This window comes from Parabacteroides sp. HGS0025, from assembly GCF_000969845.1.
Classification (GTDB): domain Bacteria; phylum Bacteroidota; class Bacteroidia; order Bacteroidales; family Tannerellaceae; genus Parabacteroides; species Parabacteroides gordonii.
This window is the reverse complement of the sequence record NZ_KQ033903.1, coordinates 1,507,092-1,532,083: the sequence shown is the minus strand read 5'-3', so window position 1 is coordinate 1,532,083 and position 24,992 is coordinate 1,507,092. Positions and strand designations below refer to the sequence as shown.

Sequence of the window (24,992 nt, the reverse complement as noted above, 5' to 3'; positions counted from 1 at the left end):
TGGTCTTTAACTCCTGCTGTGTGCTTGCCAAAACAACCTGACACCTTCCACAAATATATTAAAAACTTTTGATTATGTTCACATTAGGTAAGCCGACAGATGATGTTGTTTACTCTACAATTTGTCGTATATTTGCCGGACTCGTTAAATTTTGGGCGAAGGATGAAAGAGGCATTTATCAAACTTCATATCTCTATTTTACTGGCAGGCTTTACCGGACTGTTCGGAAAACTTATTTCTTTGAATGAAGGATTGCTGGTCTGGTATCGCATGATGTTTGCCGCTGTTTTGCTATTCATCATTTTGAAAATCAGCAACAAGCTACAATCTATCACCAGGCAGGAACAGTTGAAAATAGCCGGTACCGGCTTTATACTCGGTCTGCATTGGGTATTTTTCTATGGAAGTATCAAGATGGCGAATGTATCTGTCGGAGTCGTTTGCTTTTCGCTGGTCGGGTTCTTTACCGCTTTACTGGAACCGTTGCTCATTCACCGTAGGTTTAAAATCAAGGAATTGTTTTTCAGCCTGATCACCGTTGCCGGGATCCTGCTGATTTTTCAATTCGATATGCGCTATCGTGCAGGCATCATAGTGGGCGTTATTTCATCGGCTTTAGCAGCTTTATTCACTATAACCAATAAAAAAGTAGGAGTACGGCATCCTTCACGTATAATGCTGCTATATGAAATGGTTGGTGGTTTTCTGGGACTAAGCTGTTTGCTCCCTGTATATCTCTATTTCTTTCCGGTCGAAACAATCCTGCCGGACATGAGTGATTTCCTTTATTTGCTAGTGCTGGCCCTAGTTTGTACGATCGGACTCTACCTGCTGCAAATACAGGTGCTGAAAACGATATCAGCCTTCACCGTCAACCTCAGCTATAATCTGGAACCGGTTTACAGTATTATCCTGGCTATGCTGTTTTTCGGAGAAGCTAAAGAATTAAATCCGGCTTTTTATACCGGATTAGGACTTATCTGCATATCCGTATTGCTACAAACCAGAGAGGCCCTCGTCAACAAGGCAAGGTGAACCAGAAACGAGATCCTTTACCGGGAGTAGAACTTACACCGATATCTCCGTTCAATGCTTTAACGATCGTTTTGCAAATGGATAATCCTAACCCTGTTCCTTGTCTGAAAGAGTCCACTTTGGTGAAACGTTCAAAGATAGATTCAAGATGCTTGGCCGATATACCGATTCCGGTATCGGATATCTCGAACAGGATATGATCTCTTTTTAGAGTATAAGAAAGAGTAATCGAACCTTGTTCGGTAAACTTTATCGCATTCGACAACAAATTAGAGATAATTTGAGTAACTCGTTTAGGATCTGTATGGAGAGTTACATCAGGCAAAGCAGCCAGATCGCACACCATAGTCACCCCTTCCTGCACCTTTAGTGAATGTACCCGGTACTGTTCGCTACATATTTCTTTTATATTGACATCACTCAGCGAATATTCCATCACCCCGGATTCAATCTTTGAGAAATCAAGAATATCCGTTATCAGACGAAGAAGCAGGTCGCAATTCTTATTAATAATCTTTACATACTCACTTTTATCCTCTTCAGTATCCATTTCGGCTATAATACCGGAAAAACCGACAATTGCATTCAAAGGGGTACGGATTTCGTGACTCATGTTGGCCAGGAAAGTAGATTTCAGCATATCGGCTTCCCGGGCTTTCTGCATTTCCATCTCATTTCTGCGTGATTCATCACGAGCCTGTTGCAGTTTTTCTTCTAGTCTTTTTTCTTCCGTCAGATCAGTGATATAACAGATTACTTTACTGGGCTGCCCTTCTTTATTTATTTTATGGGCTTGTGCATTGATACGAATCCAGACAGGCCTATCTTTGACAGTCAATTTATAGGTAAAACTACAATTGTTTATCTCTCCGCGAATAACCTTCAGCAGAGGTATCATATTATTCTTCTCTTCCTCTCCGAACTGTCCCAGATCACGCAACTCCTGGATAGACAAGTAATTGTACATTTTCAGATAGTCGAACAAAGGATTATTTACCGCATGATCATTTAAAACCGGATCGATATACAACTCGTCATCCTCAACATCGTACTCACCCACGATAGAACGTCCCGACAATAGGACCGCTTTCAGGATAGCCAGGTTATTTCTGGTTTGTTCGGCTTTTAGCTGGACATCCGTATTATCCGATATGATCACCAGATATCCTACCCGCCCAAATTCAGGATCATCCAACCCGATGCCCTTTACCTGCAGATATTTTATCTGATCGACAAAGGCAGAGGAGTAATAACTGGTATTTTGTATGGCACTGAAATCATATATCAAAGGGAAACTGAACGGCTGTCCGTGTTTAACATTGGTAAGGATATGGGGAGGGAAAACAAATTAATTCCTAAAAGATCTTTACGCGTAGAACCGAATATATGAGCATCCGCCTCATTAAGATCAACCAAAATACCCTCTGCATCGTATAACTCCACTCCGACAGGAAGATTATTAAAAAATTGTTTAAACTTCGTACTGAGTTCCGATATATGCTTTCTCGACTCTTCCAGACTGTTTTGTGTTTGCAGCCGTTCTATAATGATAGAAAAGATACGGGCGATAATATGCAAGTCTTCAATATCTTCCAAAGTCCAGGAACGTTGAACCCGTACTGAGTCGAAACCAATAAAACCTTTCACCTGATTATGAAAAGAGAGCGGGATAATAAGCATGGATTTGAGATGTTGCATTTCAAACAACAGCCTATCGACATGTGCTTCCGGCGGTAAATCCTCCATACTGCACATTATAATATCGCGTCCGGCCTTTACAGTATCCATAATCCACGGGATCGTTTCGTAGGTTAGCTCGGAATGATCTTCCTTCGGGACTTCAACCCATTCGCTCATCACCTCGCAAGGGAAGTCTGCCGTCTTGCCATCTTCTTCAAAAATAGCCACATATCCCCAATCAGCATTGAAAAAGTTGAGAAGCAGTCTCATCGACTTCTCTATCGGCTGTTCTTCCTCGTTAAATAACAAGACAAGCACCTCCGATATAATCCGTTTAATATTCGGAAACCCGGAAGAAGGAGTATCTACGTTGGCTTTCTGTTCTTTGTCCCGTGCTTCCAATAATCGTATTAGCTCTTCCCTGGATAACTGACTATATTTACTCTTAGTTAGCGTTGACATCATATAGGGTATCTCTTTATAAACGCAAAAATATGGAATTGTTTTGATTTTTAAGGCATTTCAAGAAATTAATCACATTACATCTATGTTAAAATTGAAAGATAACCGCCAGTACCGGCGTTTCTTTAGAACAATTATGTTTTTAATCATAAGTCTGTTCAGCGTAAAAAGTTATATTTGCATGTTCTAATGTAGACGATTTTAATATGTTGAAGCAACAGTTACAACAAAAGTTACAGCAAAAGCTCTCTCCGCAGCAGATACAGCTTATCCGGCTTCTCGAGCTTCCCGCCATCGAGCTGGAAGAGCGTATAAAGCATGAGCTGGAAGACAATCCTGCCCTGGAGGAAGGAAAAGATATTGCGGACGACATTGAACGGACTGACGAAGAAGGTGGTGATGATATATCTACAGGCGAGACAGAGACGGATATCTCACTCGGCGATTATATGACTGAAGACGACATCCCCGATTACAAACTACGCGAAATAAGCGAGAAAACAGAACGTAAAGAAGATATCCCTTTCTCCGTCAGCCAATCATTGAACGAATTCCTGCTGCAGCAACTCGGGTTACGCGACCTTCCGGAAAAACAGATGAAGATCGCCGAATATATTATAGGTAATATCGACGACGACGGTTACCTGCGCCGCGAACTTTCTGCCATAGCCGACGACCTGGTCTTTCAGGCCGGACAGGATGTAGACGAAAAAGAAATAGAAGAAGTACTGGCAATCATACAAGACTTCGATCCCGCCGGAGTCGGAGCACGCAACCTGCAGGAATGCTTATTACTGCAACTCAACCGCAAAGAACCGACAGCCGGAGTAGAAATGGCTACCCGTATCCTTACGGAGTATTTCGAAGAGTTTACCCGCAAGCATTATGACAAGATCATGCGGGGGCTGAACATCAGCGAAGCGATTCTTAAAAAAGCTATTCACGAAATAATTGCCCTCGATCCTAAACCTTGCAGTAGCTGGGGTGGTTCTATGGAAGTAGCCATGAGCCAGGTGATCCCCGATTTCCTGGTGGAAGCTATAAACGGAGAGCTGATTTTAAGCATGAACAACCGGGATATCCCCGATCTGAGGATCAGCCGCGATTATGCGGAAATGTTTCAGGATTATGCGGGCAACAAGGCCAACCAGACATCCCAGATGCGTGAAGCCGTGCAGTTCGTCAAGCAGAAACTCGACTCGGCCCAATGGTTCATCGATGCAATCAGGCAACGCCAGGAGACATTGCAACGCACAATGGAAGCCATCATTCTCCTGCAACGGGACTTTTTCCTGACCGGAGACGATGCCACCCTGCGCCCGATGATACTGAAAGATGTAGCCGAACGTGCCGGATATGATATATCGACCATTTCGAGGGTTAGCAACAGCAAGTATGTGCAAACCAACTTCGGCATCTACCCTCTGAAGTTCTTCTTCTCTGAATCGATGCAGACCGACAGCGGCGAGGAAATATCCACCCGTGAAGTGAAGAAGATTATGAAAGAACATATTGACAGCGAGGATAAACGTAAACCCCTCACCGATGAGGAACTCACCACCATCCTGAAGGAGAAAGGTTATGTAATCGCCCGCCGTACAGTGGCCAAATACCGCGAGCAGTTGGATATTCCGGTAGCAAGGCTTAGAAAAGAAATATAAAGTTGAAACGTTATGAGATTGTTTTCAAACATAATATCCGGTATGTTCCACCCGTTGCTGATGGTAACGTATGGAGTAATACTGGTTCTGACATTTACATATCTTGCCATCTATCCCCCCACCATGAAACTGTTTCTGGTAGGCGGTGCGTTCCTGTCTACAGCCGTAGTGCCGGGACTGTTCATTTATCTGATGGTCAAGAACGGAGCGGCCGGCGACCTGGAGCTGACAGACCGTAAAGAACGGGTTGTTCCCTACCTGATCATCATCACGTCCATGATGGTCTGTATCTTTTATATGTATAAGATGATGATTCCTTTCTGGTTCCTTTCATTGCTGATGGGAGGATGCGTCGCGTTGCTGATATCCCTGTTCATCAACTTTTACTGGAAGATCAGTGCCCATACGCTGGGGATCGGAGGACTACTGGGAGGTATGATGGGCATCGCCCGTATCCACCTTATAAATCCTTACTGGGGCTTTATAATTGTGCTTGTGGCGGCCGGTTTGGTCGGTACGTCGCGTATCTTTTTAAAACGGCATACACCGATGCAGGTATATGCTGGCTTTTGTCTCGGATTTATATGTACCTTTGTAGCTTCATTATTAAGTTATATCTATTTATTCATCTAATAAAAACACTAAAATTATGAACTTTCCTGCTGATTTAAAGTACACAAAAGATCACGAATGGATTCGTGTGGACGGTAATGTTGCCTATATCGGAATCACTGACTATGCTCAGGGCGAACTAGGTGAAATCGTTTTCGTTGACATCACAACTGAAGGTGAAGTTGTTGCCAAAGAAGAAGTTTTCGGAACGATCGAAGCTGTAAAAACGGTTTCCGACCTGTTCATGCCGGTTAGTGGCGAAGTGATCGAAGCAAACTCGGAACTGGACGACAAACCTGAATTAGTGAACGAAGACGTTTATGGAAACGGATGGTTGATCAAGATCTCTATCTCTGATCCTTCTGAACTGGACGAACTGTTGTCTGCTGCCGAATACGAACAATTGATCGCAAAATAAATGACACCTGTAGTAAGTATTATCATGGGCAGCACTTCCGACCTGCCCGTAATGGAAAAAGCGGCCAAGCTGCTCGACGAGATGGAGATCCCGTTCGAAATGCACGCTTTGTCTGCCCACCGTACCCCGGCTGAAGTGGAAGCCTTTGCCAAAGGCGCTAAAGACCGTGGTATCAAAGTTATTATTGCTGCTGCCGGTATGGCTGCACACCTGTGTGGTGTTATCGCGTCGATGACTACCCTGCCTGTTATCGGTGTCCCCATCAACTCGACACTCGACGGCATGGATGCTCTGCTGGCTATCGTACAGATGCCTCCGGGAATCCCTGTTGCCACAGTCGGTATCAACGGTGCACTGAATGCCGGTATTCTGGCTGTCCAGATGTTGGCTGTCGGAGACGAACAACTTCAGGGCAAGCTGGCCGATTACAAAGAAAATCTAAAGAAAAAGATCGTAAAAGCGAACGAAGAGTTGGCTCAGGTATCTTTTAAATACAAAACTAACTAATCAGTTGACAGTTCACAGCTGACAGTTGACGGTCACAAGGCTGGTTCAACTGTCAACTGTCAATTGTCACTTGTCACTTGTCAACTATAAAAGATGGATTACTTTAATTACAGTCGCCGTAAATCGTCTGTTGTCAACATAGGGAACACTCCGCTGGGAGATGAGAATCCGATACGTATCCAATCCATGGCAAACGTTTCGACCATGGACACCGAAGCCGCCGTCCGCCAGGCCATCCGCATGATTGAAGCGGGAGCGGAATATGTACGTTTCACAGCCCAGGGCGAACGCGAAGCCCGCAACCTGGGAGAAATCCGCAAAGAACTGAACGCACAGGGATACACTACCCCCTTGGTAGCCGATATCCACTTCAACCCCAGAGCCGCCGACGCTGCCGCTGAAGAAGTGGAAAAAGTGCGCATCAACCCCGGCAATTACGTTGACAAAGTAAAGACATTCGATCTTCTGGAATATACCGACGAAGAATACGCCGCCGAATTACAGAAGATACGCGACCGTTTTGTCCCTTTCCTTAACATCTGTAAAGAACACGGTACCGCCATCCGCATTGGCGTAAATCACGGATCACTGTCCGACCGCATCATGAGCCGGTATGGTGATACCCCCGAAGGAATGGTTGCTTCCTGCATGGAATTCCTGCGCATCTGCCGGGATGAGAATTTCCCGGACGTAGTTATCTCCATCAAAGCATCCAACACAGTCGTAATGGTGAAGACCGTACGCCTGCTTGTCCGGACAATGGAAGCCGAAGGTATGCACTACCCGCTTCACCTGGGAGTAACAGAAGCCGGAGACGGCGAAGACGGCCGTATCAAAAGCGCCGTCGGCATAGGCACCTTGCTGACTGACGGCATAGGCGATACGATCCGCGTCTCCCTCAGCGAAGACCCGGAAGCAGAAATGCCGGTTGCCCGTAAACTGGTCGACTATATCCTGGAACGCCAGGGGCACAAGCCGATCACTGCCAGCCTCACCCCCGGTTACGATCCGATCACCGCCACCCGCCGCATCAGCCGTGTAGCGGAAGGCATCGGCGGGAACTTCCCTCCCATCGTGATCTCCGACCGCAGCAACGGCGACTTTGAATTCGATCATTTGTCCATGCCGGACTATATCTATATCGGGGCGGAAGATCCCGAAAACCTTCCCGACACGTTCCGCATGCTGGTCGACGCCCATTTCTGGAAAGAACGTCCGAATGCATTCCCTTACTTCATCGCCTCTGAAATAGAAGAGATGAAGAAGTTCAACTCTCCGTTGAAGTTCATACGTCTGACATTCAACGACCTGACAAACCGTACGCTGGAGATACTGAAACAAGACCCGACCGTCGTAGTCGTGCTAAGCACGCATCACCGGAACGCAGTAGGCTCACAGCGTGCCGCCATGCACAAACTGATGATTGCCGGTTGCGATGTCCCCATCATTCTGCACCGTGAATATCATGAGACGGATAAAGAGTCGCTGCAACTGAAATCGGCTGCCGACTTCGGAACACTGTTGCTCGACGGTTTCGGCAACGGCCTTATGCTGCAAGACGACGATTGTGAAGCGACGACGACCGACAGCTGCATGTTCGGTATCCTGCAGGCTACCCGTACCCGTATCAGCAAAACAGAATATATCTCCTGCCCCAGCTGCGGACGTACGCTTTACGACCTGCAGACCACCATCGCCCGTATCAAGGAAGCTACTTCACACCTGAAAGGGTTGAAGATCGGTATCATGGGCTGTATCGTAAACGGCCCCGGTGAAATGGCCGATGCCGACTATGGTTATGTAGGTGCCGGACGCGGACAGATCAGCCTTTACAAAGGCAAGGAATGCGTACTGAAAAACGTCGCTGAAGAAGATGCAGTAGAACGTTTAGTTCAGTTAATAAAAGAGAACGGAGACTGGCAGAACTGATATTTGTACTATCTTCGTCCCTCAAAATCAAGATATAATAATGGAAGTAAAGATAATTAATAAGTCACATCATCCGCTGCCTGCCTATGCAACCGAATTATCGGCAGGTATGGATATCCGTGCCAACCTGACAGAACCCGTAGTATTGAAACCGCTGGAACGTAAACTGATCCCGACAGGGCTCTACATCGCCCTTCCCGAAGGATACGAAGCACAGATGCGTCCACGTAGCGGCCTGGCACTGAAACACGGTATCACTCTGTTGAATACACCGGGTACGATCGATGCGGACTATCGTGGCGAGATCGGCGTTATCCTGGTCAACCTCTCTTCCGAACCGTTCACCGTGAATGACGGGGAGCGTATCTGCCAGATGGTAATCGCCACCTACAGCCAGATCGACTGGAAGCCGGTAGAGGTACTGGACGATACGGAACGGGGAGCCGGAGGTTTCGGACATACGGGCAAGAAATAGACCCTCCTTTTGACGGTGATCGTCACCCCTCGTTGACGGAGGCCGTCAGTTACCGTTGACGACTACCGTAACAAATCAGATTAAAATAAGAACATAGAATAAGATATATGTTGAAACAATTAATATACGGGATACTCTTTTCACTCCTTCTGCTTACGGGCATCCATCCGTTGCACGCTGAAGAAGTAAAGAAAGACGTCCCCACCAAAGCGAACGAGCTCAATGCAGCCCAACAAAGGAAGTTCGATTACTTCTTCTATGAAGGATTGAAGCTGAAGACGGCCGGTAAATTCGACGCCGCTTTCGACGCCTTTAACCACTGTCTCGCCATCGACTCTACGGCCGCTCCTGTATTGTACGAACTTTCATCGTTCTACATACAACTGAACCGTCCCGAGAAAGCAGTCGATATGCTGAAACGTGCCGTTGCCAACAGTGCCGACAACTTCACCTACCGCATGGCACTGGCTACCATCTCCCGCAACCTCGGTATGTACGGAGAGGCCGCCGAAGAATACGAGAAACTGCTCAAAGCCTATCCCGGAAAGCCGGAGCTCAACTATTACCTGGCGGAAGCCCTGACCCAGGAAGGCGAGATCGGACAGGCTATCGATGCCTACAACGCCCTCGAATCGTCGATCGGCATGAACGAAGCCCTCTCCATGCAAAAGTACAAGCTCTACAATTCGTTGGAACAGTCGGACGCCGCCTTCAAGGAGATAGAGAAGCTGGCAGCCAAATATCCGATGGAAGCCCGTTACCAGATCATCCTGGGCGACCTTCATCTGGAAAAGAACGACACGATAAAAGCACGTGCCTACTACGACAAAGCGCATGAGATCGACCCGGCCAATCCCTACTATATCGTATCGATGGCCAACTACTACGAAGCAACCGGCAACAAAGACGCTGCCGAAGAACAGATACGTACCGCCCTGGTCAACGAGAAACTGGATGTAGACACCAAAGTAGGCATCCTCTCCCGTTATATCCTGAAACTGCAACAGACGCAGAAAGATACCGACAGTTCGAACGCCCTCTTCCAGACCTTGCTCGAACAGCATCCGGAAGATACCGAGCTGAAACAGATGTACGGTAGCCTTCTTCTCTCGCAGGGAAAGACAGATGAAGCACGTTTCCAATTCCAGCTCATTACCGAAATGGAACCGGAGAATGCCGGAGCCTGGCAGCAGCTTCTTAACATGTCGCTCAAAGCCGAAGATATACCGGAAGTGATCCGCATCTGTACCAAATGCCAGGAGCTGTTTCCGGATGCCCCGGAATATTATTTCTACCTGGGTATCGCTTACTACCAGCAGGAAAAGTATCAGGAAGCCCTGAACACTTACTATGCCGGTATCGACATCATCCCTGCGGAGAACCCGAGGTTGAAATCTGACTTTTACGGCCAGATCGGTGACATCTACTACCAGATGAAGCAAATGGATCAGACCTATAAAGCCTACGACGAAGCATTGAAATATAACGACAATAACATCGTCGTCCTCAACAACTACGCTTACTTCCTTTCTTTGGACAAGAAAGACCTGAAGAAAGCGGAGCGCATGAGTGCACAATGTATCAAACTCGAACCGGACAATGCCACTTATCTCGACACCTACGCCTGGATATTCTTCGTACAGGGCAATTACACCCTTGCCAAGATATACATCGAAAGTGCGTTGGAGAAGGATAAGACGAAAAGTGCAGAGCTGGTAGACCACTATGGCGACATCCTTTACATGACAGGCGATAAAGACAAAGCCGTCGAACAATGGAAGAAAGCCCGCGAACTGGGTAAGGAAAGCGAAGTGCTCGACCGCAAGATAATCGAAGGCAAATACATCGAAGAGGAGGTAAAGAATGAGTAAAATAACAAAACTTCTCCCTGCACTCCTGATCTTTCTGGCAATCTTTTCCGGTTGTAAGTCATCCAAGAAGATCGGAACGATCGTGTCCGGCGGAGCCAAGGCACATAACGAGTTCTTCGAACTGATGGAAGAACGGGCTTTTCAGTTCAACACCCTGACCGCCCGCCTGAATGCGGAGTTGAAGATGCCTAAAAACAATATGAGTTCCCGTGTAGACCTGAAGATGGTGCGCGACAGTGCCTTCCAGCTATCCGTACAACCGTTCCTCGGGATAGAAGTATTCCGTGCAGAATTTACCGTCGACAGTATCAAGGTAATCGACCGCATGAACAAACGCTACGTAGCCGAACGCTATGCCGACCTGAAAGGACAGACTCCCATCGAGTTCAACTTCTATAACCTGCAGGCATTGTTCACCAACCGTATCTTCCTCCCCGGCCATCAGGAAATCGAACCGAAGCAATTCAAACGTTTCAAGTTGAACCAGGACGGAGACAAAGCCGAAATCAAGGTAAAAGATGCTCTTGGGCTACTCTATACCTTCTTTGCCGATGGCGAGGAGAAACTGCTGTCTACCTATATCACAGACCCGTCCGAACAATACGCCCTGCAATGGGACTACTCCGATTTCCGTGTAACGGACGGACAACCTTTCCCCCAGCTGATGGACGTGAACGTACTGGCGAACGGCTCCTCACAGGGAGGTATCGCCTTCCGTTTCTCCCGTATACAGACAAATGTGCCTGTTAATCTCGATTTTTCTATTCCTGCTAAATATAAACGTATTACCTTTGCACAAATCATAAAGTCAATCAGTAACAGCCAGAAATAGAGATGAAGTATATTTGGATTGTCATATTCACGTTATCTGCCCTGACCGCCTTCGGACAGAAGTCCGCCCGGGTGAGACAGCTTGAAGAACAGCGAAAGAAAGCGCTGGCCGAGATAGAAATGACAAACCAGTTACTGAAAGAGACTACCCAGACAGCCCAAAACTCCCTCAACCGCCTGAACCTGCTCTCGCAGCAGATCCTTTCGCGAAAGAAAGTGATTAGCCTGCTCAACCAGGAAGTGAGCGAGATAGATAACCAGATCGCTGTCGCCCGCCGCGAGATCAACAAGCTGGAAAAAGAACTGGGAGAGAAACGCACCAACTACGGTAAGTCCGCACAAAGCCTCTATAAACGGCGCAATTCGCAGGATAAGCTCTTGTTCATCCTCTCTGCCGACAACTTCGCCCAGTCTATGCGCCGTATGCGCTACCTGCGTGAATACTCCGACTGGCAAAAACACCAGGCTACGGAGATCATCGACAAACAAACGGAGATCAACCTGAAACAGCGGGAACTGGAAAAGACCCGTTCCGAAAAGAATGCCTTGCTGGGAACCCGCGAACAGGAAAGCCAGAAGCTTCAGACCGAAGAAAGCAGCCAGAAAGTGGAGGTACAGCAACTCAACAAGAAACAAAAGCAACTGAAGGACGAACTCCGGAAGAAACAGCAACAGGCCAACGCCCTGAACCGCCAGATCGAAAAGCAGATCGCAGAAGAAATAGCCCGTGCCGAAGCGGAAGCCAAGGCAGCCCGCGAACGTGAACGCCGTGCCCGTGAAAAGGCCAATGCTAAGGCTAAAGCCGAAGGAAAAGAGCCTGTGCAGGAACCTATCCGTGAAGAACGTGTAGCCGACACCAAAGGCGGTTACGCCATGACCAAGGCGGAGAAAAAGCTCTCCGACGACTTTGCCAGCAACCGTGGACGCCTGCCGTTCCCGGTATCAGGACGCTATACCATTGTCGGTACCTTCGGCGAACAGCAGCACTCGGAACTCAAATACGTCCGCACCAACAACAGCGGTATCGATATCCAGACGACACCGGGAGGAGATGCCCGCGCGATATTCAACGGTGAAGTGACCCGTGTATTTGTAGTGCCCGGTTACAACAATTCGGTGATCGTCCGCCACGGTAACTATCTGACAGTCTACAGTAACCTGAGCCAGGTCTATGTAAAGGCAGGCGATAAGGTCAGTACCCGCCAGGCTATCGGCAAGATATTCACCGATACGGAAGCCGGCAATGCAACAATCCTTCATTTCCAGCTCTGGAAAGAAAAGACGAAACTGAATCCTACCCCGTGGCTTGATTAATTTTCGTATCTTTGCCTCGATTTTAACAGGATTATTATGTATTGGACGCTCTTTCTTACTTTCCTCAAAATTGGTGTGGGTACAATAGGCGGCGGATATGCCATGTTACCGTTGATACAGCGGGAAGTCGTAGACCGCGGCTGGCTATCCAAAGAAGATTTCATCGACCTCTTTTCCGTTGCACAGTCGTTGCCGGGTATTTTCGCGGTCAACATATCCATCTTTGTAGGCTACAAGCTGAAAAAGAACATGGGAAGCGTGGTCTGTGCACTCGGTACGATCCTGCCCTCGTTCCTGATCATCCTGCTGATCGCTACGTTCTTTACCCAGGTTCAGGATAACGAATGGGTGGAAAAGATATTCAAAGGGCTGCGTCCGGCCGTTGTCGCCCTGATCGCAGTTCCCTGTATTACTACGGCACGCTCCATTAAGCTCAACTACCTGACGATGATCATTCCGATTGTGGCGGCATTGCTTATCTGGATGGGGGGCGTTTCGCCGGTATGGATTATCCTGGCGGCTATTGCCGGAGGATTAGTGTATGGTTTAAAGATAAAGAAGAATTGATATGATCTGGTTACAGTTACTTTATGTCTATCTGAAGATCGGCATCTTCGGTTTTGGTGGCGGATATGCCATGCTTTCACTGATACAGGCGGATGTAGTAGACCGTTACAAATGGATTTCCCTGCAGGAGTTCACGGATATAGTGGCAATCTCACAGATGACACCGGGCCCGATCGGCATCAATAGTGCGACTTATATCGGGTACACAGCTATTCATAACGCCGGATATTCTCCTGTGATGGCTGTTCTGGGTTCCTGCCTGACAACGTTTGCCGTCTGCCTGCCCTCATTCATCCTGGTATTGGTAATCTCCTATTTCTTTGCCAAATTCAAGAACAACAAATACGTAGTTGCCGCTTTCACTGGCCTGCGCCCTGCAACGGTTGGACTGATCGCCGCCGCCGCATTAATGCTGATGAACAAAGAAAACTTCATCGATTACAAAAGCTTCCTGATCTTCGGTGCCGCCTTCATCCTCACCTGGAAGTTCAAGGTTCATCCTATATTGATGATTTTCCTGGCTGGGATTGCAGGACTCATATTATACTGGTGAAGACTTTATGTTTGAACTAACAAAGGAAGAACTTTCATATTCCTCATTTAGCCTTCATGGGTTCATACACCATTACATGAATTGAATAACAATCCATCCAGCATGAACCCACTTTTTGTTTCGCCTTCATACGGCCTTCATTCCGGCTTCATCCCATCAGCCTTTTATTCTTCTTCCCGGGCATTACACAAGGCATCCGCAACCTTCTTCACCATCCCAATAAAATCGCTCACAAGAACTAAGCTCCCAGCACGGGAAAACTAACCTTTTTACTCCCTACAAATATTACCTTTTCTCCTTACTTTTATATTCGAAATATATACTTTACAAATAAGAAAGGCATGCCTTACTTTTTAGAAACTCTAGCTTTACATATTCGTAAAGCATGCATTACATATTAAAGATAGCGGAGTAAAATTATTAATTGTCCTATGCTAAGACCTTACTCTTCCCGAATAAAAACCTTAGCTTCCGGCACAGACTCAAAAGCAACGGAGCAGAGATATTGCCCAAGCAAAACAAGGACGAGACAACCTATTTCAGGACGGGACACAGTCAACCAAAATCAGGGCGAGACACATGAAGCCGAAATGAAAGCCGTATGAAGGCAAAACAAAAAAGCGGGTTCATCTAACATCAATTGTATATCAAAGGACATCTTCCTATATGAAGGCAATGAAGGCTAATATGCCAAAACTTTTTACAATTGCCCCGTTAAACCTTTTCTTTTTACTCTTGTCTATATTCCGATTGAGTTGTGTATATTTACAAACCTATTGATAAGTTTTAAAGTAGATACCATTGAAAATATGACGAAGAGAGTGAAGTGGGGCGTAACCGCCGCAATCCTTCTGCTGATTGCAGGAATGATTGCCTATCCACAGATTAAGACCAAGTTGACAGCATCCGGTAAGGCAACCGAAGTTGTTCCCGCACCGGGAACAAGCGTAAGGAAGCAGGTACTGAACATTAACGCTGAAGTGTTGAAATTCCAATCGCTAACCGACAAAGTCATTAGCACCGGCAGTATCATTCCCGACGAAGAAGTAGACTTATCCTTCGAGTCGTCCGGGAAAGTGGTGAATATCTATTTCACCGAAGGTACGCATGTGAAAGCAGGCGACCTGCTGGCAAAGATCAACGACAAACCGCTGCAAGCCCAACTCAGGAAACTGGAAGCCCAGATTCCGCTGGCTAAAGACCGGGTATATCGCCAACGTACCCTGTTGGAAAAAGATGCCGTCAGCCAGGAAGCTTACGAGCAGGTCACTACCGAATATGAAAAACTGATGGCCGACATCGACCTGGTGAAAGCCAATATCTTACAGACAGAATTGCGTGCGCCGTTCGACGGTATCATCGGTCTGCGCTCGGTCAGTGAAGGCGCTTATGTCTCCCCTACCACTTTCATCACCAAGCTGACGAAGATATCACCGCTGAAGATCGAGTTCTCTATCCCGGAGAACTATGCGACCGACGTAACCGACGGTACTTCCATCGTGTTCCGCCTGGAAGACTCCAACGGCAAGATGCGCGATTACAACGCCAAAGTATATGCCGTAGAAAGTAAAGTGGATATGACGACCCGTACCCTGAAGGTGCGTGCCACTTACCCAAACACCAACGAGTCGATCTTCCCCGGACGTTATACTTCGGTGGAGATCACCAAACGCGAGATAAAGAATGCTTTGGCCATCCCGAGCGAGGCGCTGATCCCTGAAATGGGAAAGAACGTGGTCTACCTGTATAAGGGTGGAGTGGCCGAACCGGCCGAAGTCACGATCGGGCTGCGTACGGAAAGCCGTGTGCAGGTGCTCGACGGTGTACAGCCGGGCGACACATTGATCACTACCGGTGTGATGCAACTTCGTACCGGTATGAAAGTTACTATTGATAATCTGTATTAAATTCCTCTATGGCAAATATATCGGAAACCAGTATAAACAGGCCGGTTCTCTCGACAGTAATGATGCTTGTCATCCTGCTGTTCGGTATGATCGGCTACAAGTTCCTGGGGGTTCGCGAGTTCCCCAGTGTAGACCAGCCCATTATCTCGGTCAACGTTTCCTATCCGGGAGCGAATGCCGAGGTTATCATGAACCAGATCACGGAACCGTTGGAGCAGAATATCAACGGTATACCGGGTATCCGTTCTCTGAGTAGCGTCAGTAGCCAGGGTAGCAGCCGTATCACCGTCGAGTTCGAATTGTCGGTAGATATGGAAACGGCTGCCAATGACGTGCGCGACAAGGTTTCGCGTGCCCAACGCTACCTGCCGCGCGACTGTGACCCGCCAACCGTATCGAAAGCCGATGCCGATGCGTCGCCGATCATGCAGATCGGTATCCAGAGCAACAGGCGTTCGCTGATGGAACTGAGTGAGATCGCCGAGCTGACGGTAAAAGAGCGCCTGCAAACGATCTCGAATGTGAGTAGTGTGGATATCTGGGGACAGAAACGTTATTCCATGCGCCTGTGGCTCGACCCGATCAAGATGGCAGGTTACGGTGTCACCCCGCTGGATGTGAAGAATGCGGTGGATGCGGAAAACGTGGAGCTGCCTTCCGGTAGTATCGAAGGAAATACGATAGACCTGTCTATCCGTACCTTGGGATTGATGCATACGGCAAAAGAGTTCGACGACCTGATCATCAAGGAAGACGGCAACAATATCGTCCGCTTCAAGGATGTAGGGCGGGCGGAACTGGCACCGGAAGACCTGCGCAGTATATTACGTAAGAATGGCGAGCCGATGGTGATCGACGTGATCGTCCCCCAGCCGGGAGCCAACCATATAGAGATTGCCGACGAAGCTTACCGGCGTATCGAACAGCTGAAGAAAGACCTTCCGGAGGATGTCACGATCGAAATGGTGTACGACAATACCCGTTTCATCCGTGCTTCTATCTATGAGGTGGAAGAGACGATCTATGTGGCATTCGCCCTGGTGGTGCTGATTATCTTCCTGTTCCTGCGCGACTGGCGTGTGACGCTGGTGCCGTGTGTCGTTATTCCGGTATCGTTGGTCGGTGCTTTCTTTGTGATGTATATCTCCGGCTTCTCCATCAATGTATTGACCATGCTGGCCGTCGTGCTTTCGGTAGGGTTGGTGGTGGACGATGCGATCGTGGTGGCCGAGAATATCTATGTCCGTATCGAAAAGGGGATGAACCCGAAGGAGGCGGGGATAGAAGGTTCGAAGGAGATTTTCTTTGCGGTAATATCCACGACGGTCACCCTGATTTCCGTATTCCTTCCCATCGTGTTTATGGAAGGTATGACCGGACGTTTGTTCAAGGAGTTCAGTATCGTGATTGCCGGTTCCGTTGCTATTTCTTCCTTTGTGGCATTGACCTTTACACCGATGCTTGCCACCAAGCTGCTGCGCAGGCGCGAAAAGAAGAACTGGCTGTATGTGAAGACCGAACCTTTCTTCGAAGGGTTGAATAATATATATTCCCGGTCGCTCAACTATTTCCTGAGCCATAAATGGTGGGCTATCCCTATCGTGGTGATCCTGTTCGGTTCGATCGGGTATTTCTGGACGACGATCCGCTCGGAACTCTCTCCTTTGGAAGACCGTTCGTCTATCTCGATCAATATGCGTGCCCAGGAGGGAGCCACCTTCGAGTTTATCCGCGATTATTCCGACCGGATAGCGGAACTGGCCGACTCGATCGCTCCCGAACGTAAGTTCCTGACCAACCGTTCATCCAGCAGCAACGCCAATATCAGTGTGATCCTTCCGGATATCCAGGAACGCGAACGTTCGCAGATGGAAATAGCCGAGAAACTATCGGCCGCCGTAAGGAAAGAGACGCAAGCGCGTGCATTCGTACAGCAGCAGTCCACTTTCGGAGGACGACGCGGAGGTATGCCCGTGCAATACGTATTGCAGGCACCGAGCCTGGAGAAACTGGCGGAACACCTGCCCGAATTCATGCTGAAGGTAAACGAAAGCCCCGTATTCCAGATGGCAGACGTGAACCTGAAGTTCACCAAGCCGGAGACGCGTATCGAGATCGACCGCGACAAGGCTTCTTCCCTGGGAGTTAGTACCCGCAACATCGCCCAGACATTGCAGTATGCGTTAAGCGGGCAGCGTATGGGTTATTTCTATATGAACGGTAAACAATACCAGATATTAGGCGAGATCAACCGCCAGCAGCGTAACACGCCGCTCGACCTGAAATCCATCTATGTACGCAGCGATAACGGGGAGATGATCCAGCTGGACAACCTGGTAGCACTGCATGAAGACGTGGCCCCGCCACAGTTGTACCGCTACAACCGTTTCGTTTCGGCAACCGTTTCCAGCGGTCTGAACAAAGGCTATACGATCGGCGACGGTCTGGACGAAATGGATCGTATCGCATCAGAGACATTGGATAACAGCTTCCGTACAGCCTTGTCGGGCGAGTCGAAGGAGTTCCGCGAGAGTTCTTCCAGCCTGATGTTCGCCATGATCCTGGCATTGCTGATGATCTATCTGGTGCTTGCCGCCCAGTTCGAGAGCTTCAAAGACCCGTTGGTGGTGATGTTCACCGTGCCGTTGGCCATTGCGGGGGCATTGATGTTTATGAGTTATTCGGGTATCACGATGAATATATTCAGTCAGATCGGTATCATTATGCTGATCGGGCTGGTGGCAAAGAACGGTATCCTGATCGTGGAATTTGCCAACCAGCGCCAGGAGGCGGGACTAAGCATGGCGGAAGCGATCCGTTCGGCTTCCACACAACGTTTGCGTCCGATCCTGATGACCAGTGTATCCACGATCCTCGGCCTGGTTCCGCTGGTATATGCAACAGGCGAAGGGGCACAGGGACGTATCGCGATGGGTATTGCCGTTGTAGGCGGTATGTTGGTATCTACCTTCCTTACCTTATTCATCGTCCCGGCAATGTATAGTTTTATCTCAACAGACAGAGCAAAGAAAAAATGAAAAGAGTAGCAATGATCATATTGGCTGTTTCCAGCTACCTGGGCGTACAGGCGCAGGATGTATACAGCCTCAGAGAATGTATCGAAACCGGACTGGAACGCAACTACTCCATCCGGATTATACGTAACGAACAACAGATAAGCGATAATAACGCCACACCGGGCAATGCCGGTTATCTGCCTACCGTAGATATGAGCGGCGGTTTCAGCGGATCGGTCAACAACAACCGCAACAAGCTGATGGACGGCACTACGGAAAAACAAAACGGCGTAAACAGTGAAACTGGCAATATCGGCCTGAACGTGAACTGGACTGTGTTCGACGGTTTCGGCATACAGGCCGAATACTCCCGCCTGAAGGAATTGCAACGGATGGGCGAACTGAATACGCGCATGACGATAGAGGATTTCGTGGCCGACCTGTCTACCGAATATTACAACCGGATACGCCAGAATATCCGCCTGCGTAACCTGCGTTCGTCCCTCGATCTTTCCCGCGAACGTGTCCGTATTGCAGAAGAACGCTACCATATCGGTTCCGGTTCGCGTATGGACTTGCAGCAGGCACAAGTCGATTTCAACTCCGACAGTTCGAAGGTGCTGAACCAGTTGGAAGTAGTCAACACCTCACGCATCCGGCTCAACGAACTGATGGCACTCGAGAATGTAGAGGAGAATATCGCAGTCAAAGACTCGGTGATCTATCCGAATATCTTCCTGGATGAAGTGGAGCTATGGAAAAGCACGATCGAGTCGAACGCTTCCCTGCTGATCGCCCAGAAGAACAAGACGCTTTCCGAACTGGATTATAAAAAGGTGAAAAGCCGCAATTACCCTTACGTCAAACTGAATGCCGGCTATGGCTACACCGCCAACTGGTATGAAGTAGGCACCACCGACCTGCAGCAACGTTTGGGTCTGAATTACGGTGTAACCGTCGGACTGAGCCTGTTCGATGGATTGAACCGCCGCCGCGAACGCCGGAACGCCCGTATCGAGATCGAGAACAAGGAACTGCGCATGCAGGAACTGGAACTCGCCTTACGTGCCGATATGAGTAACCTGTGGATGGCTTACCAGAACAACCTCGACCTGTGGAGCCTGGAAAAAGAGAACCTGGTTGTCGCACAGGAGAACTACCGTATCGCTATCGACCGCTATAAGCTGGGTGAGCTGTCGGGTATCGAACTGCGTGAAGCACAGAACAGTTTGCTGGAAGCAGAAGAACGCCAGTCTATCGCGGAATACTCTACCAAACTTTGCGAAGTATCCCTGCTGCAACTGAGCGGCCAGATACTGACCTACGTGGCTCCCGATCCGGAGAAAGCCAGCGAATGATCCACCGGTATCAATTGAACATATAACGTATGCCGATCTGCATCTGCCAGCAGTTACTGCTACTCTGAACAGCACTAAAAGTTTGAGTGGGAAGCAGTAACTGCCCGTCTTCCACATAGTGGGTCATATTGTAGAGGGGAACGTTATCGGCCGTTACGCCTTTACGTTCCAGGATACGACCGCCACCGGACTTGGCCGCCGACTTATAAAGTCCCCATGAATTATTAAGCAGGTTACCCACATTCAGAATATCAAGGCTGATCTGCAATGTATTGTTCTGTTTGCCGGCCTGCACACTGAAGTTTTGCAGGATACGCAGGTCAAAACGATGCGCCCAGGGATTAAAAGCAGAGAAAGCCTCGGCATATTCCCCTTTATGTTTGCTGAGATATGGATCCTGGTTCACGAAGTTCCAGAAAGCATCCGCCTGCTCTGCTGCGGTAAAAATTACTTTGTCCTTATCCTTTTTATCCGTAAAAGTCAACTCATCCTTTGTCTTGGGAACATAGAGAAGATCATTGCTCACTCCGTCGTTATTCATATCGCCGGTATAGCAATAGGTGTAACTGCCGGTACGTTCACCCGTATAGATCAGAGCCACCGAAGTAGCCATATGCTTGCGGGCATAAGGTATCGTATAGTTGACAGAAGCAACCACACGGCTGGGCGAAGCCAAGAAAGACGGGTTCTGAAGGAAGAGGTTATTAGGGCCGTCGACAGACATCTGGTTCTTCCAGGAAGATATAGGGTCATTGCCTTGGTTATAGAACAGGCTCTTGGAGCCGGTATACGTGTACGACACAAGAAGATCCAGGTTCCGCACAGGGCTGGCCTGCAAGGAGGTATTCAAGGTGTAGCTGTATCCTTTGGAGGTATTGCTCATCAACAACGCATCGCTGTTTTTCGCCAATACCTTATTATCAGCACCGCCCGGATAGAAATAACGGTTGTCAGGGCCGTTGAAACGCTGCATCTTCCCGTTATCCAGCGAGATCACATTATAATTACTCTGCACAATCGCATTGATATCCTTTATAAAGATGCCTTCGAATGTGAAGTTGGCATCGAACGGGAGTGCCAACCGGTAATCGGCAGCAACAGACGTTTTCCATACCTGAGGGAGCTTGAAATCTTTGTCGAGCGTAGCTAGTGAGTTAACAGTACCGGGCTCTGTGGGGAGATCGAGCAATTGGATCACCTCGGAAGCGGAACGGATACCACCGGCCAGCTTATCGAGTGCAGCCTGGTTATCCTTTTCGGTATAAGTAACGGTATTTTGTATCATACCGCTGTTACTCTGTATATTGGTAAGAAATACGAGCGGCATGCGTCCCGTAAAAATGCCTGTTCCTCCGCGTAGCTTAAGCGACTGGTCGCCCAGGATATCCCAGTTAAAACCTACGCGGGGAGAGAATAGCACCTGGGTTGCAGGCCATGCATCGGCATAAAGACGGCGGCCGTCAAAGTCGAGTCCGGCTACGGCCGGGTTAAGCAGCTTATCACTGAGGTAGATCGGCAGGTCGATACGGAGGCCGTAGATCAGCTTCAGGCGGTCGCTCACATTATGCTCGTCCTGCAGATAGGCGGCAAACTGCCCCATTTTGACCTCGGCGGTAGGACTGTCACCGCCGGTAAGTGAGTAGGTTAGCGTATAAACAGAGGGAGCTGCCTCATTCACAAAATCTTCATAACTATTGTAACGGTAATAACCGAGTCCGCTCCTCATATAAGAGTTGGATACATTGATCAGATCGAACGAAAGTCCGGCAGTCAGGCTGTGACGTCCCAAATTGTAGGAAAAGTTATCGCTTATCGAAAGGGTCTTATCGAGCACACCATTATTCCAGGCATACTGGTCGTAACCTGCATTCATAAAGGTATAAAGGCTTCCGCCCTCGATAGGTTTCATGATATCGATAGTAGGGAAAGGCCCTCCGTCGATCGCTTTCCGGCGATTATTCTCGACAGAAGTATAGGAAATGGAGAACTTGTTATATTTATTTCTTCCCAGCGTACTGTTAAGTTCAGCCGTGAGAGAAAAGAGATTATTATCGACCGTGTAACAGGAGTTGCGGAAAGACATACTGTACGGACCGATACGGGCACCGTTCATGGCTACTTCACCTCCGCGGCCATTGCTGTAGACAGGATTATAAACGCTGTTTTGTGTATAATTATAGCGAAACATCAGTTTATGAGCCTGATTAATGCTCCAGTCGAGGCGCACAAGAGCCCGGTAGGCTTTCTCACCACCGGAAAAATCTGTCCATGAACCGGTATTATAGCCGTAACGGTTCTTCAAGACGGAGGAAAAGGCTGCCATATCAGCTTCTGTTACCCGCGAAATAAGGTTGGCATCATCCCTGACCCCATCCGTCGAATAGGTGTACTTGGTCATCGGCTTAGGGGAATTATCCATCTCACCATTGATGAAGACGAAAAGTTTGTTCTTAATAATAGGGCCGCCCAGCGTCACCCCATAAATATAAGCGGCTTCTTCCGCACGTTCGCCGAGATCGAACCCGTCTACCGTATTCCCCCTCAATTTCTCATTCCTTATATAGGTATAACCACTGCCTTTGAACTGGTTGGTTCCGCTTTTAGTGACAGCATTAATACTACCGCCCACAAAGTTGCTCTGGCGCACATCGAAAGGTGCGATATTGATCTGTACCTCTTCGAGCGCTTCAGTAGAGATCGGTTTACTGCCTAACAGGAAATTTCCCAATCCCATATTATTGTTGAAGCTGGCTCCGTCGACAGTAAAACTGTTCTGACGCTGGTCGCGTCCACCGAAAGCATAAGTTCCCCCATTGGCATAAGCAGAGTATTTGACCAGTCCGTCCAATGTCTGTCCGATATTAGGAGTCTGCGCGATCTGGCGGGAGTTGATATGGTTGGAAGCACCTGTCTTCGTACTGGCAAAAGGACGTCGGCTGGCAGTAACAACCACCTCCGACAGTTCGGTCGATTCTTCAAGGGATACATTTAGCACATACGTCTCGCCCAGAACAAGCCGCAAATCGGTATAGCAGACCGGCTGGCATCCTACATAGGAAACTTCCACCTTATAAGGCCCGCCTGTATACAAGCCCTGAAGAAAGTATTGCCCTTCCAGGTTAGTTATCGTCCCATAACGGGTACCTGTCGGCTGATGAACAGCCAAAACCGTAGCACCGGCCAGTGCTTCCCCTTCAGAAATTACCCGCCCGGACAAACCGGAGGTAGTGACTTGCCCCGTTACTACCTGAAACATACAGATGAGACATCCGATGATTAAAATAAATCGCTTTAACATACCCCCTCAATCATTTTCTTGTTTAAACCGAAAATCAAGGGGCAAATATCTTTATAAATCTTTTAATACACAAGCAAAATCAAAGGATCTTAAAAAAATAAGAATATGCCAAAAAGCCTTAAGGCGAGAGATAAGCTTGCCATCACAGACATACAACCAAGTACTATTCATAAAAATATTTGAGAATACTTACCTAAAGCAAAAAATATTTCTATAATTTTGGAACAAGATAGCACTGCGTAATGAACACCATGACATGATAAAGATATTACTGTTAACCGATTTTTCCAGTGGCTATAGCAGATCACTTCTGGAAAATGTAGTCAGATATGCAAAGGAAGTAGGTCCCTGGGCTTTTTACCGGATGCCCTTGTATTTCAGGGAGCTTTACGGTGATGAAGGAGTCGTGGAGTGGGCAAAGAAATGGGGAGCGGATGCCATCATCGCCCAATTCACAGATATAGACCTGTCTGTACTGAACCAGTTGCACATACCGATCATTGTCCAAAATTACAAAGAACGAAGCCCCGGTATCTCTAACCTGACTGGTGACTATTTCGGAACCGGTGTAATAGCAGCAAACTTTTTCCTGCACAAAGGATATAAATCGTTTGCCTATTATGGGCTGACGGATACAGTATGGGGACGTGAACGAGGCGAAGGCTTTAAGAAAGCTGTCAGCAATCAGGGCTATGACGTTTATGAGTTCAGTAACCGGAAACGGATACCCAGTGAAAAGTGGAGTTTTGATGTTGAACTCGTAAGCAAATGGCTACAAAGCCTGCCAAAACCGGTAGCTCTTTTCGCTTGTGACGATTATTATGCATTGCAAATCACCGAAGTCTGTAAAATGTATGATATAAGCATTCCGGAGGAAATTGCAGTCCTGGGAGTAGATAATGACAAACTGCTGTGTAATATTTCCGACCCCCAATTGTCATCCATAGAACTGGATATCAAGAACGGAGGTTATGAAGCAGGGAAACTGATTCACCAATTCATCGAAAAAAAGATCGTTACCCCCGTCGATATAATCATAAAGCCAGTACGAATCGTCCCTCGCGCTTCCACCGAACGCTTTGCCGTTTCCGACAAATATATCGAACAACTGTTGCATTATATAGATAACAACCACCGGGATCCCCTATCTATAGACGACCTTATCCGGATGGTCCCCTTTTCAAGACGTGTTCTGGAGAAAAAGTTCAAAAGGGAAACAGGTACATCTGTCTGCCAGTATATTCAGGAACTGCGTATAGAAAAATTTGCCGATTTATTGGTTACAACTGATCTACCATTGGTAGAAGCCGCTGCTAAAGTCGGTTTTACGGATTACAAGAACATTTCCCGAACATTTACAAAGGTAAAGGAAATGACCCCCTTTCAATATCGGAAACGATTTACTTCTAAAAACAAATAAAAGATGTACCGACTTTCTATCCGGTCCGTTCGTTTTTTGAGGATTTTATTTCGCAATCAGCACATAAAAAGAAGATT

Annotated in this window: 19 protein-coding genes; 16 read left to right on the top strand and 3 right to left on the bottom strand. The window is 47.9% G+C overall.

Annotated features, from left to right (window positions below):
• Positions 1 to 162 precede the first annotated feature (162 nt).
• Positions 163 to 1,035, top strand: coding sequence for a DMT family transporter (locus HMPREF1212_RS22665; protein ID WP_046151315.1), 873 nt, complete (start codon positions 163 to 165; stop codon positions 1,033 to 1,035).
• On the opposite strand, the gene HMPREF1212_RS27435 is transcribed toward HMPREF1212_RS22665, so the two are convergent.
• Both HMPREF1212_RS27435 and HMPREF1212_RS27430 read right to left on the bottom strand, forming a co-directional pair.
• Entirely contained in the window at positions 1,019 to 2,323 is a 1,305-nt protein-coding gene (locus HMPREF1212_RS27435) for a PAS domain-containing sensor histidine kinase (protein WP_232430188.1), read from the bottom strand. The genes HMPREF1212_RS22665 and HMPREF1212_RS27435 overlap by 17 nt on opposite strands.
• Positions 2,320 to 3,180: a GAF domain-containing protein gene (locus HMPREF1212_RS27430; protein WP_232430187.1), complete on the bottom strand. Its 861-nt coding sequence runs from the start codon at positions 3,178 to 3,180 to the stop codon at positions 2,320 to 2,322. The genes HMPREF1212_RS27435 and HMPREF1212_RS27430 overlap by 4 nt, the downstream gene beginning before the upstream one ends.
• Before the next feature lie 203 nt (positions 3,181 to 3,383).
• On the opposite strand from HMPREF1212_RS27430, the gene rpoN reads away from it, so the two are divergent.
• The 14 genes from rpoN (at position 3,384) to HMPREF1212_RS22590 (ending at position 20,197) form a co-directional block, all read left to right on the top strand.
• Entirely contained in the window at positions 3,384 to 4,838 is a 1,455-nt protein-coding gene (gene rpoN, locus HMPREF1212_RS22655) for an RNA polymerase factor sigma-54 (protein ID WP_046151182.1), read from the top strand.
• Positions 4,839 to 4,850: 12 nt separating this feature from the next.
• Positions 4,851 to 5,471 (top strand): hypothetical protein, encoded by a 621-nt coding sequence (locus HMPREF1212_RS22650; RefSeq protein ID WP_028730305.1) that lies wholly within the window; start codon positions 4,851 to 4,853, stop codon positions 5,469 to 5,471.
• Between the two features lie 16 nt (positions 5,472 to 5,487).
• Entirely contained in the window at positions 5,488 to 5,868 is a 381-nt protein-coding gene (gene gcvH / locus HMPREF1212_RS22645; RefSeq protein WP_028730304.1) for a glycine cleavage system protein GcvH, read from the top strand.
• The gene (purE, locus tag HMPREF1212_RS22640) at positions 5,869 to 6,375 is read left to right on the top strand and encodes a 5-(carboxyamino)imidazole ribonucleotide mutase (RefSeq protein ID WP_028730303.1); all 507 of its coding nucleotides are present in this window, start codon (positions 5,869 to 5,871) and stop codon (positions 6,373 to 6,375) included. It begins immediately after the preceding gene.
• A 93-nt stretch (positions 6,376 to 6,468) separates the two neighbouring features.
• Positions 6,469 to 8,304: a 4-hydroxy-3-methylbut-2-en-1-yl diphosphate synthase gene (locus tag HMPREF1212_RS22635; RefSeq protein ID WP_046151181.1), complete on the top strand. Its 1,836-nt coding sequence runs from the start codon at positions 6,469 to 6,471 to the stop codon at positions 8,302 to 8,304.
• A gap of 40 nt (positions 8,305 to 8,344) precedes the next feature.
• Positions 8,345 to 8,779, top strand: a complete 435-nt coding sequence (gene dut / locus HMPREF1212_RS22630) for a dUTP diphosphatase (protein ID WP_028730301.1) — start codon at positions 8,345 to 8,347, stop codon at positions 8,777 to 8,779.
• 107 nt (positions 8,780 to 8,886) lie between these two features.
• Positions 8,887 to 10,650 carry a tetratricopeptide repeat protein gene (locus HMPREF1212_RS22625; RefSeq protein ID WP_046151180.1) on the top strand — a complete coding sequence of 588 codons (1,764 nt, stop codon included), beginning with the start codon at positions 8,887 to 8,889 and terminating at the stop codon, positions 10,648 to 10,650.
• On the top strand, positions 10,643 to 11,482 hold the full coding sequence (locus HMPREF1212_RS22620) for a lipoprotein insertase outer membrane protein LolB1 (protein ID WP_046151179.1): 840 nt from the start codon (positions 10,643 to 10,645) through the stop codon (positions 11,480 to 11,482). Before HMPREF1212_RS22625 ends, HMPREF1212_RS22620 begins: the two co-directional genes overlap by 8 nt.
• A 2-nt stretch (positions 11,483 to 11,484) precedes the next feature.
• Positions 11,485 to 12,795, top strand: a complete 1,311-nt coding sequence (locus tag HMPREF1212_RS22615) for a murein hydrolase activator EnvC family protein (RefSeq protein ID WP_046151178.1) — start codon at positions 11,485 to 11,487, stop codon at positions 12,793 to 12,795.
• A 36-nt stretch (positions 12,796 to 12,831) separates the two neighbouring features.
• On the top strand, positions 12,832 to 13,362 hold the full coding sequence (locus HMPREF1212_RS22610; protein ID WP_028730297.1) for a chromate transporter: 531 nt from the start codon (positions 12,832 to 12,834) through the stop codon (positions 13,360 to 13,362).
• Position 13,363: 1 nt separating this feature from the next.
• Entirely contained in the window at positions 13,364 to 13,915 is a 552-nt protein-coding gene (locus HMPREF1212_RS22605) for a chromate transporter (protein ID WP_028730296.1), read from the top strand.
• An 809-nt stretch (positions 13,916 to 14,724) separates the two neighbouring features.
• A complete protein-coding gene (locus HMPREF1212_RS22600) occupies positions 14,725 to 15,822 on the top strand; it encodes an efflux RND transporter periplasmic adaptor subunit (RefSeq protein WP_028730294.1) in 1,098 nt (365 codons plus the stop codon).
• Between the two features lie 8 nt (positions 15,823 to 15,830).
• On the top strand, positions 15,831 to 18,860 hold the full coding sequence (locus tag HMPREF1212_RS22595; RefSeq protein ID WP_028730293.1) for an efflux RND transporter permease subunit: 3,030 nt from the start codon (positions 15,831 to 15,833) through the stop codon (positions 18,858 to 18,860).
• Complete coding sequence (locus HMPREF1212_RS22590) at positions 18,857 to 20,197, top strand: TolC family protein (RefSeq protein ID WP_046151177.1); 1,341 nt, start codon at positions 18,857 to 18,859, stop codon at positions 20,195 to 20,197. Before HMPREF1212_RS22595 ends, HMPREF1212_RS22590 begins: the two co-directional genes overlap by 4 nt.
• 10 nt (positions 20,198 to 20,207) lie before the next feature.
• Here HMPREF1212_RS22590 and HMPREF1212_RS22585 read toward each other — a convergent pair whose 3' ends face one another.
• Positions 20,208 to 23,495 carry a TonB-dependent receptor gene (locus HMPREF1212_RS22585; protein ID WP_046151176.1) on the bottom strand — a complete coding sequence of 1,096 codons (3,288 nt, stop codon included), beginning with the start codon at positions 23,493 to 23,495 and terminating at the stop codon, positions 20,208 to 20,210.
• Between the two features lie 256 nt (positions 23,496 to 23,751).
• Here HMPREF1212_RS22585 and HMPREF1212_RS22580 point away from each other — a divergent pair, with 256 nt between their 5' ends.
• Entirely contained in the window at positions 23,752 to 24,915 is a 1,164-nt protein-coding gene (locus tag HMPREF1212_RS22580) for an AraC family transcriptional regulator (protein WP_028730290.1), read from the top strand.
• The last annotated feature ends 77 nt before the right edge of the window (positions 24,916 to 24,992 follow it).

What these genes read in the sequence shown, in the direction of transcription:
- HMPREF1212_RS22605 (WP_028730296.1), top strand. Translation starts at nt 13,364, where the DNA reads ATGATCTGGTTACAGTTACTTTATGTCTATCTGAAGATCGGCATCTTC.
- HMPREF1212_RS27430 (WP_232430187.1), bottom strand. Translation starts at nt 3,180, where the DNA reads ATGATGTCAACGCTAACTAAGAGTAAATATAGTCAGTTATCCAGGGAA.
- HMPREF1212_RS22665 (WP_046151315.1), top strand. Translation starts at nt 163, where the DNA reads ATGAAAGAGGCATTTATCAAACTTCATATCTCTATTTTACTGGCAGGC.
- HMPREF1212_RS22590 (WP_046151177.1), top strand. Translation starts at nt 18,857, where the DNA reads ATGAAAAGAGTAGCAATGATCATATTGGCTGTTTCCAGCTACCTGGGC.
- HMPREF1212_RS22585 (WP_046151176.1), bottom strand. Translation starts at nt 23,495, where the DNA reads ATGTTAAAGCGATTTATTTTAATCATCGGATGTCTCATCTGTATGTTT.
- HMPREF1212_RS22600 (WP_028730294.1), top strand. Translation starts at nt 14,725, where the DNA reads ATGACGAAGAGAGTGAAGTGGGGCGTAACCGCCGCAATCCTTCTGCTG.
- HMPREF1212_RS22620 (WP_046151179.1), top strand. Translation starts at nt 10,643, where the DNA reads ATGAGTAAAATAACAAAACTTCTCCCTGCACTCCTGATCTTTCTGGCA.
- gcvH (WP_028730304.1), top strand. Translation starts at nt 5,488, where the DNA reads ATGAACTTTCCTGCTGATTTAAAGTACACAAAAGATCACGAATGGATT.
- HMPREF1212_RS22615 (WP_046151178.1), top strand. Translation starts at nt 11,485, where the DNA reads ATGAAGTATATTTGGATTGTCATATTCACGTTATCTGCCCTGACCGCC.
- HMPREF1212_RS22610 (WP_028730297.1), top strand. Translation starts at nt 12,832, where the DNA reads ATGTATTGGACGCTCTTTCTTACTTTCCTCAAAATTGGTGTGGGTACA.
- HMPREF1212_RS22635 (WP_046151181.1), top strand. Translation starts at nt 6,469, where the DNA reads ATGGATTACTTTAATTACAGTCGCCGTAAATCGTCTGTTGTCAACATA.
- dut (WP_028730301.1), top strand. Translation starts at nt 8,345, where the DNA reads ATGGAAGTAAAGATAATTAATAAGTCACATCATCCGCTGCCTGCCTAT.
- HMPREF1212_RS22650 (WP_028730305.1), top strand. Translation starts at nt 4,851, where the DNA reads ATGAGATTGTTTTCAAACATAATATCCGGTATGTTCCACCCGTTGCTG.
- purE (WP_028730303.1), top strand. Translation starts at nt 5,869, where the DNA reads ATGACACCTGTAGTAAGTATTATCATGGGCAGCACTTCCGACCTGCCC.
- HMPREF1212_RS22595 (WP_028730293.1), top strand. Translation starts at nt 15,831, where the DNA reads ATGGCAAATATATCGGAAACCAGTATAAACAGGCCGGTTCTCTCGACA.
- HMPREF1212_RS22625 (WP_046151180.1), top strand. Translation starts at nt 8,887, where the DNA reads ATGTTGAAACAATTAATATACGGGATACTCTTTTCACTCCTTCTGCTT.
- HMPREF1212_RS22580 (WP_028730290.1), top strand. Translation starts at nt 23,752, where the DNA reads ATGATAAAGATATTACTGTTAACCGATTTTTCCAGTGGCTATAGCAGA.
- rpoN (WP_046151182.1), top strand. Translation starts at nt 3,384, where the DNA reads ATGTTGAAGCAACAGTTACAACAAAAGTTACAGCAAAAGCTCTCTCCG.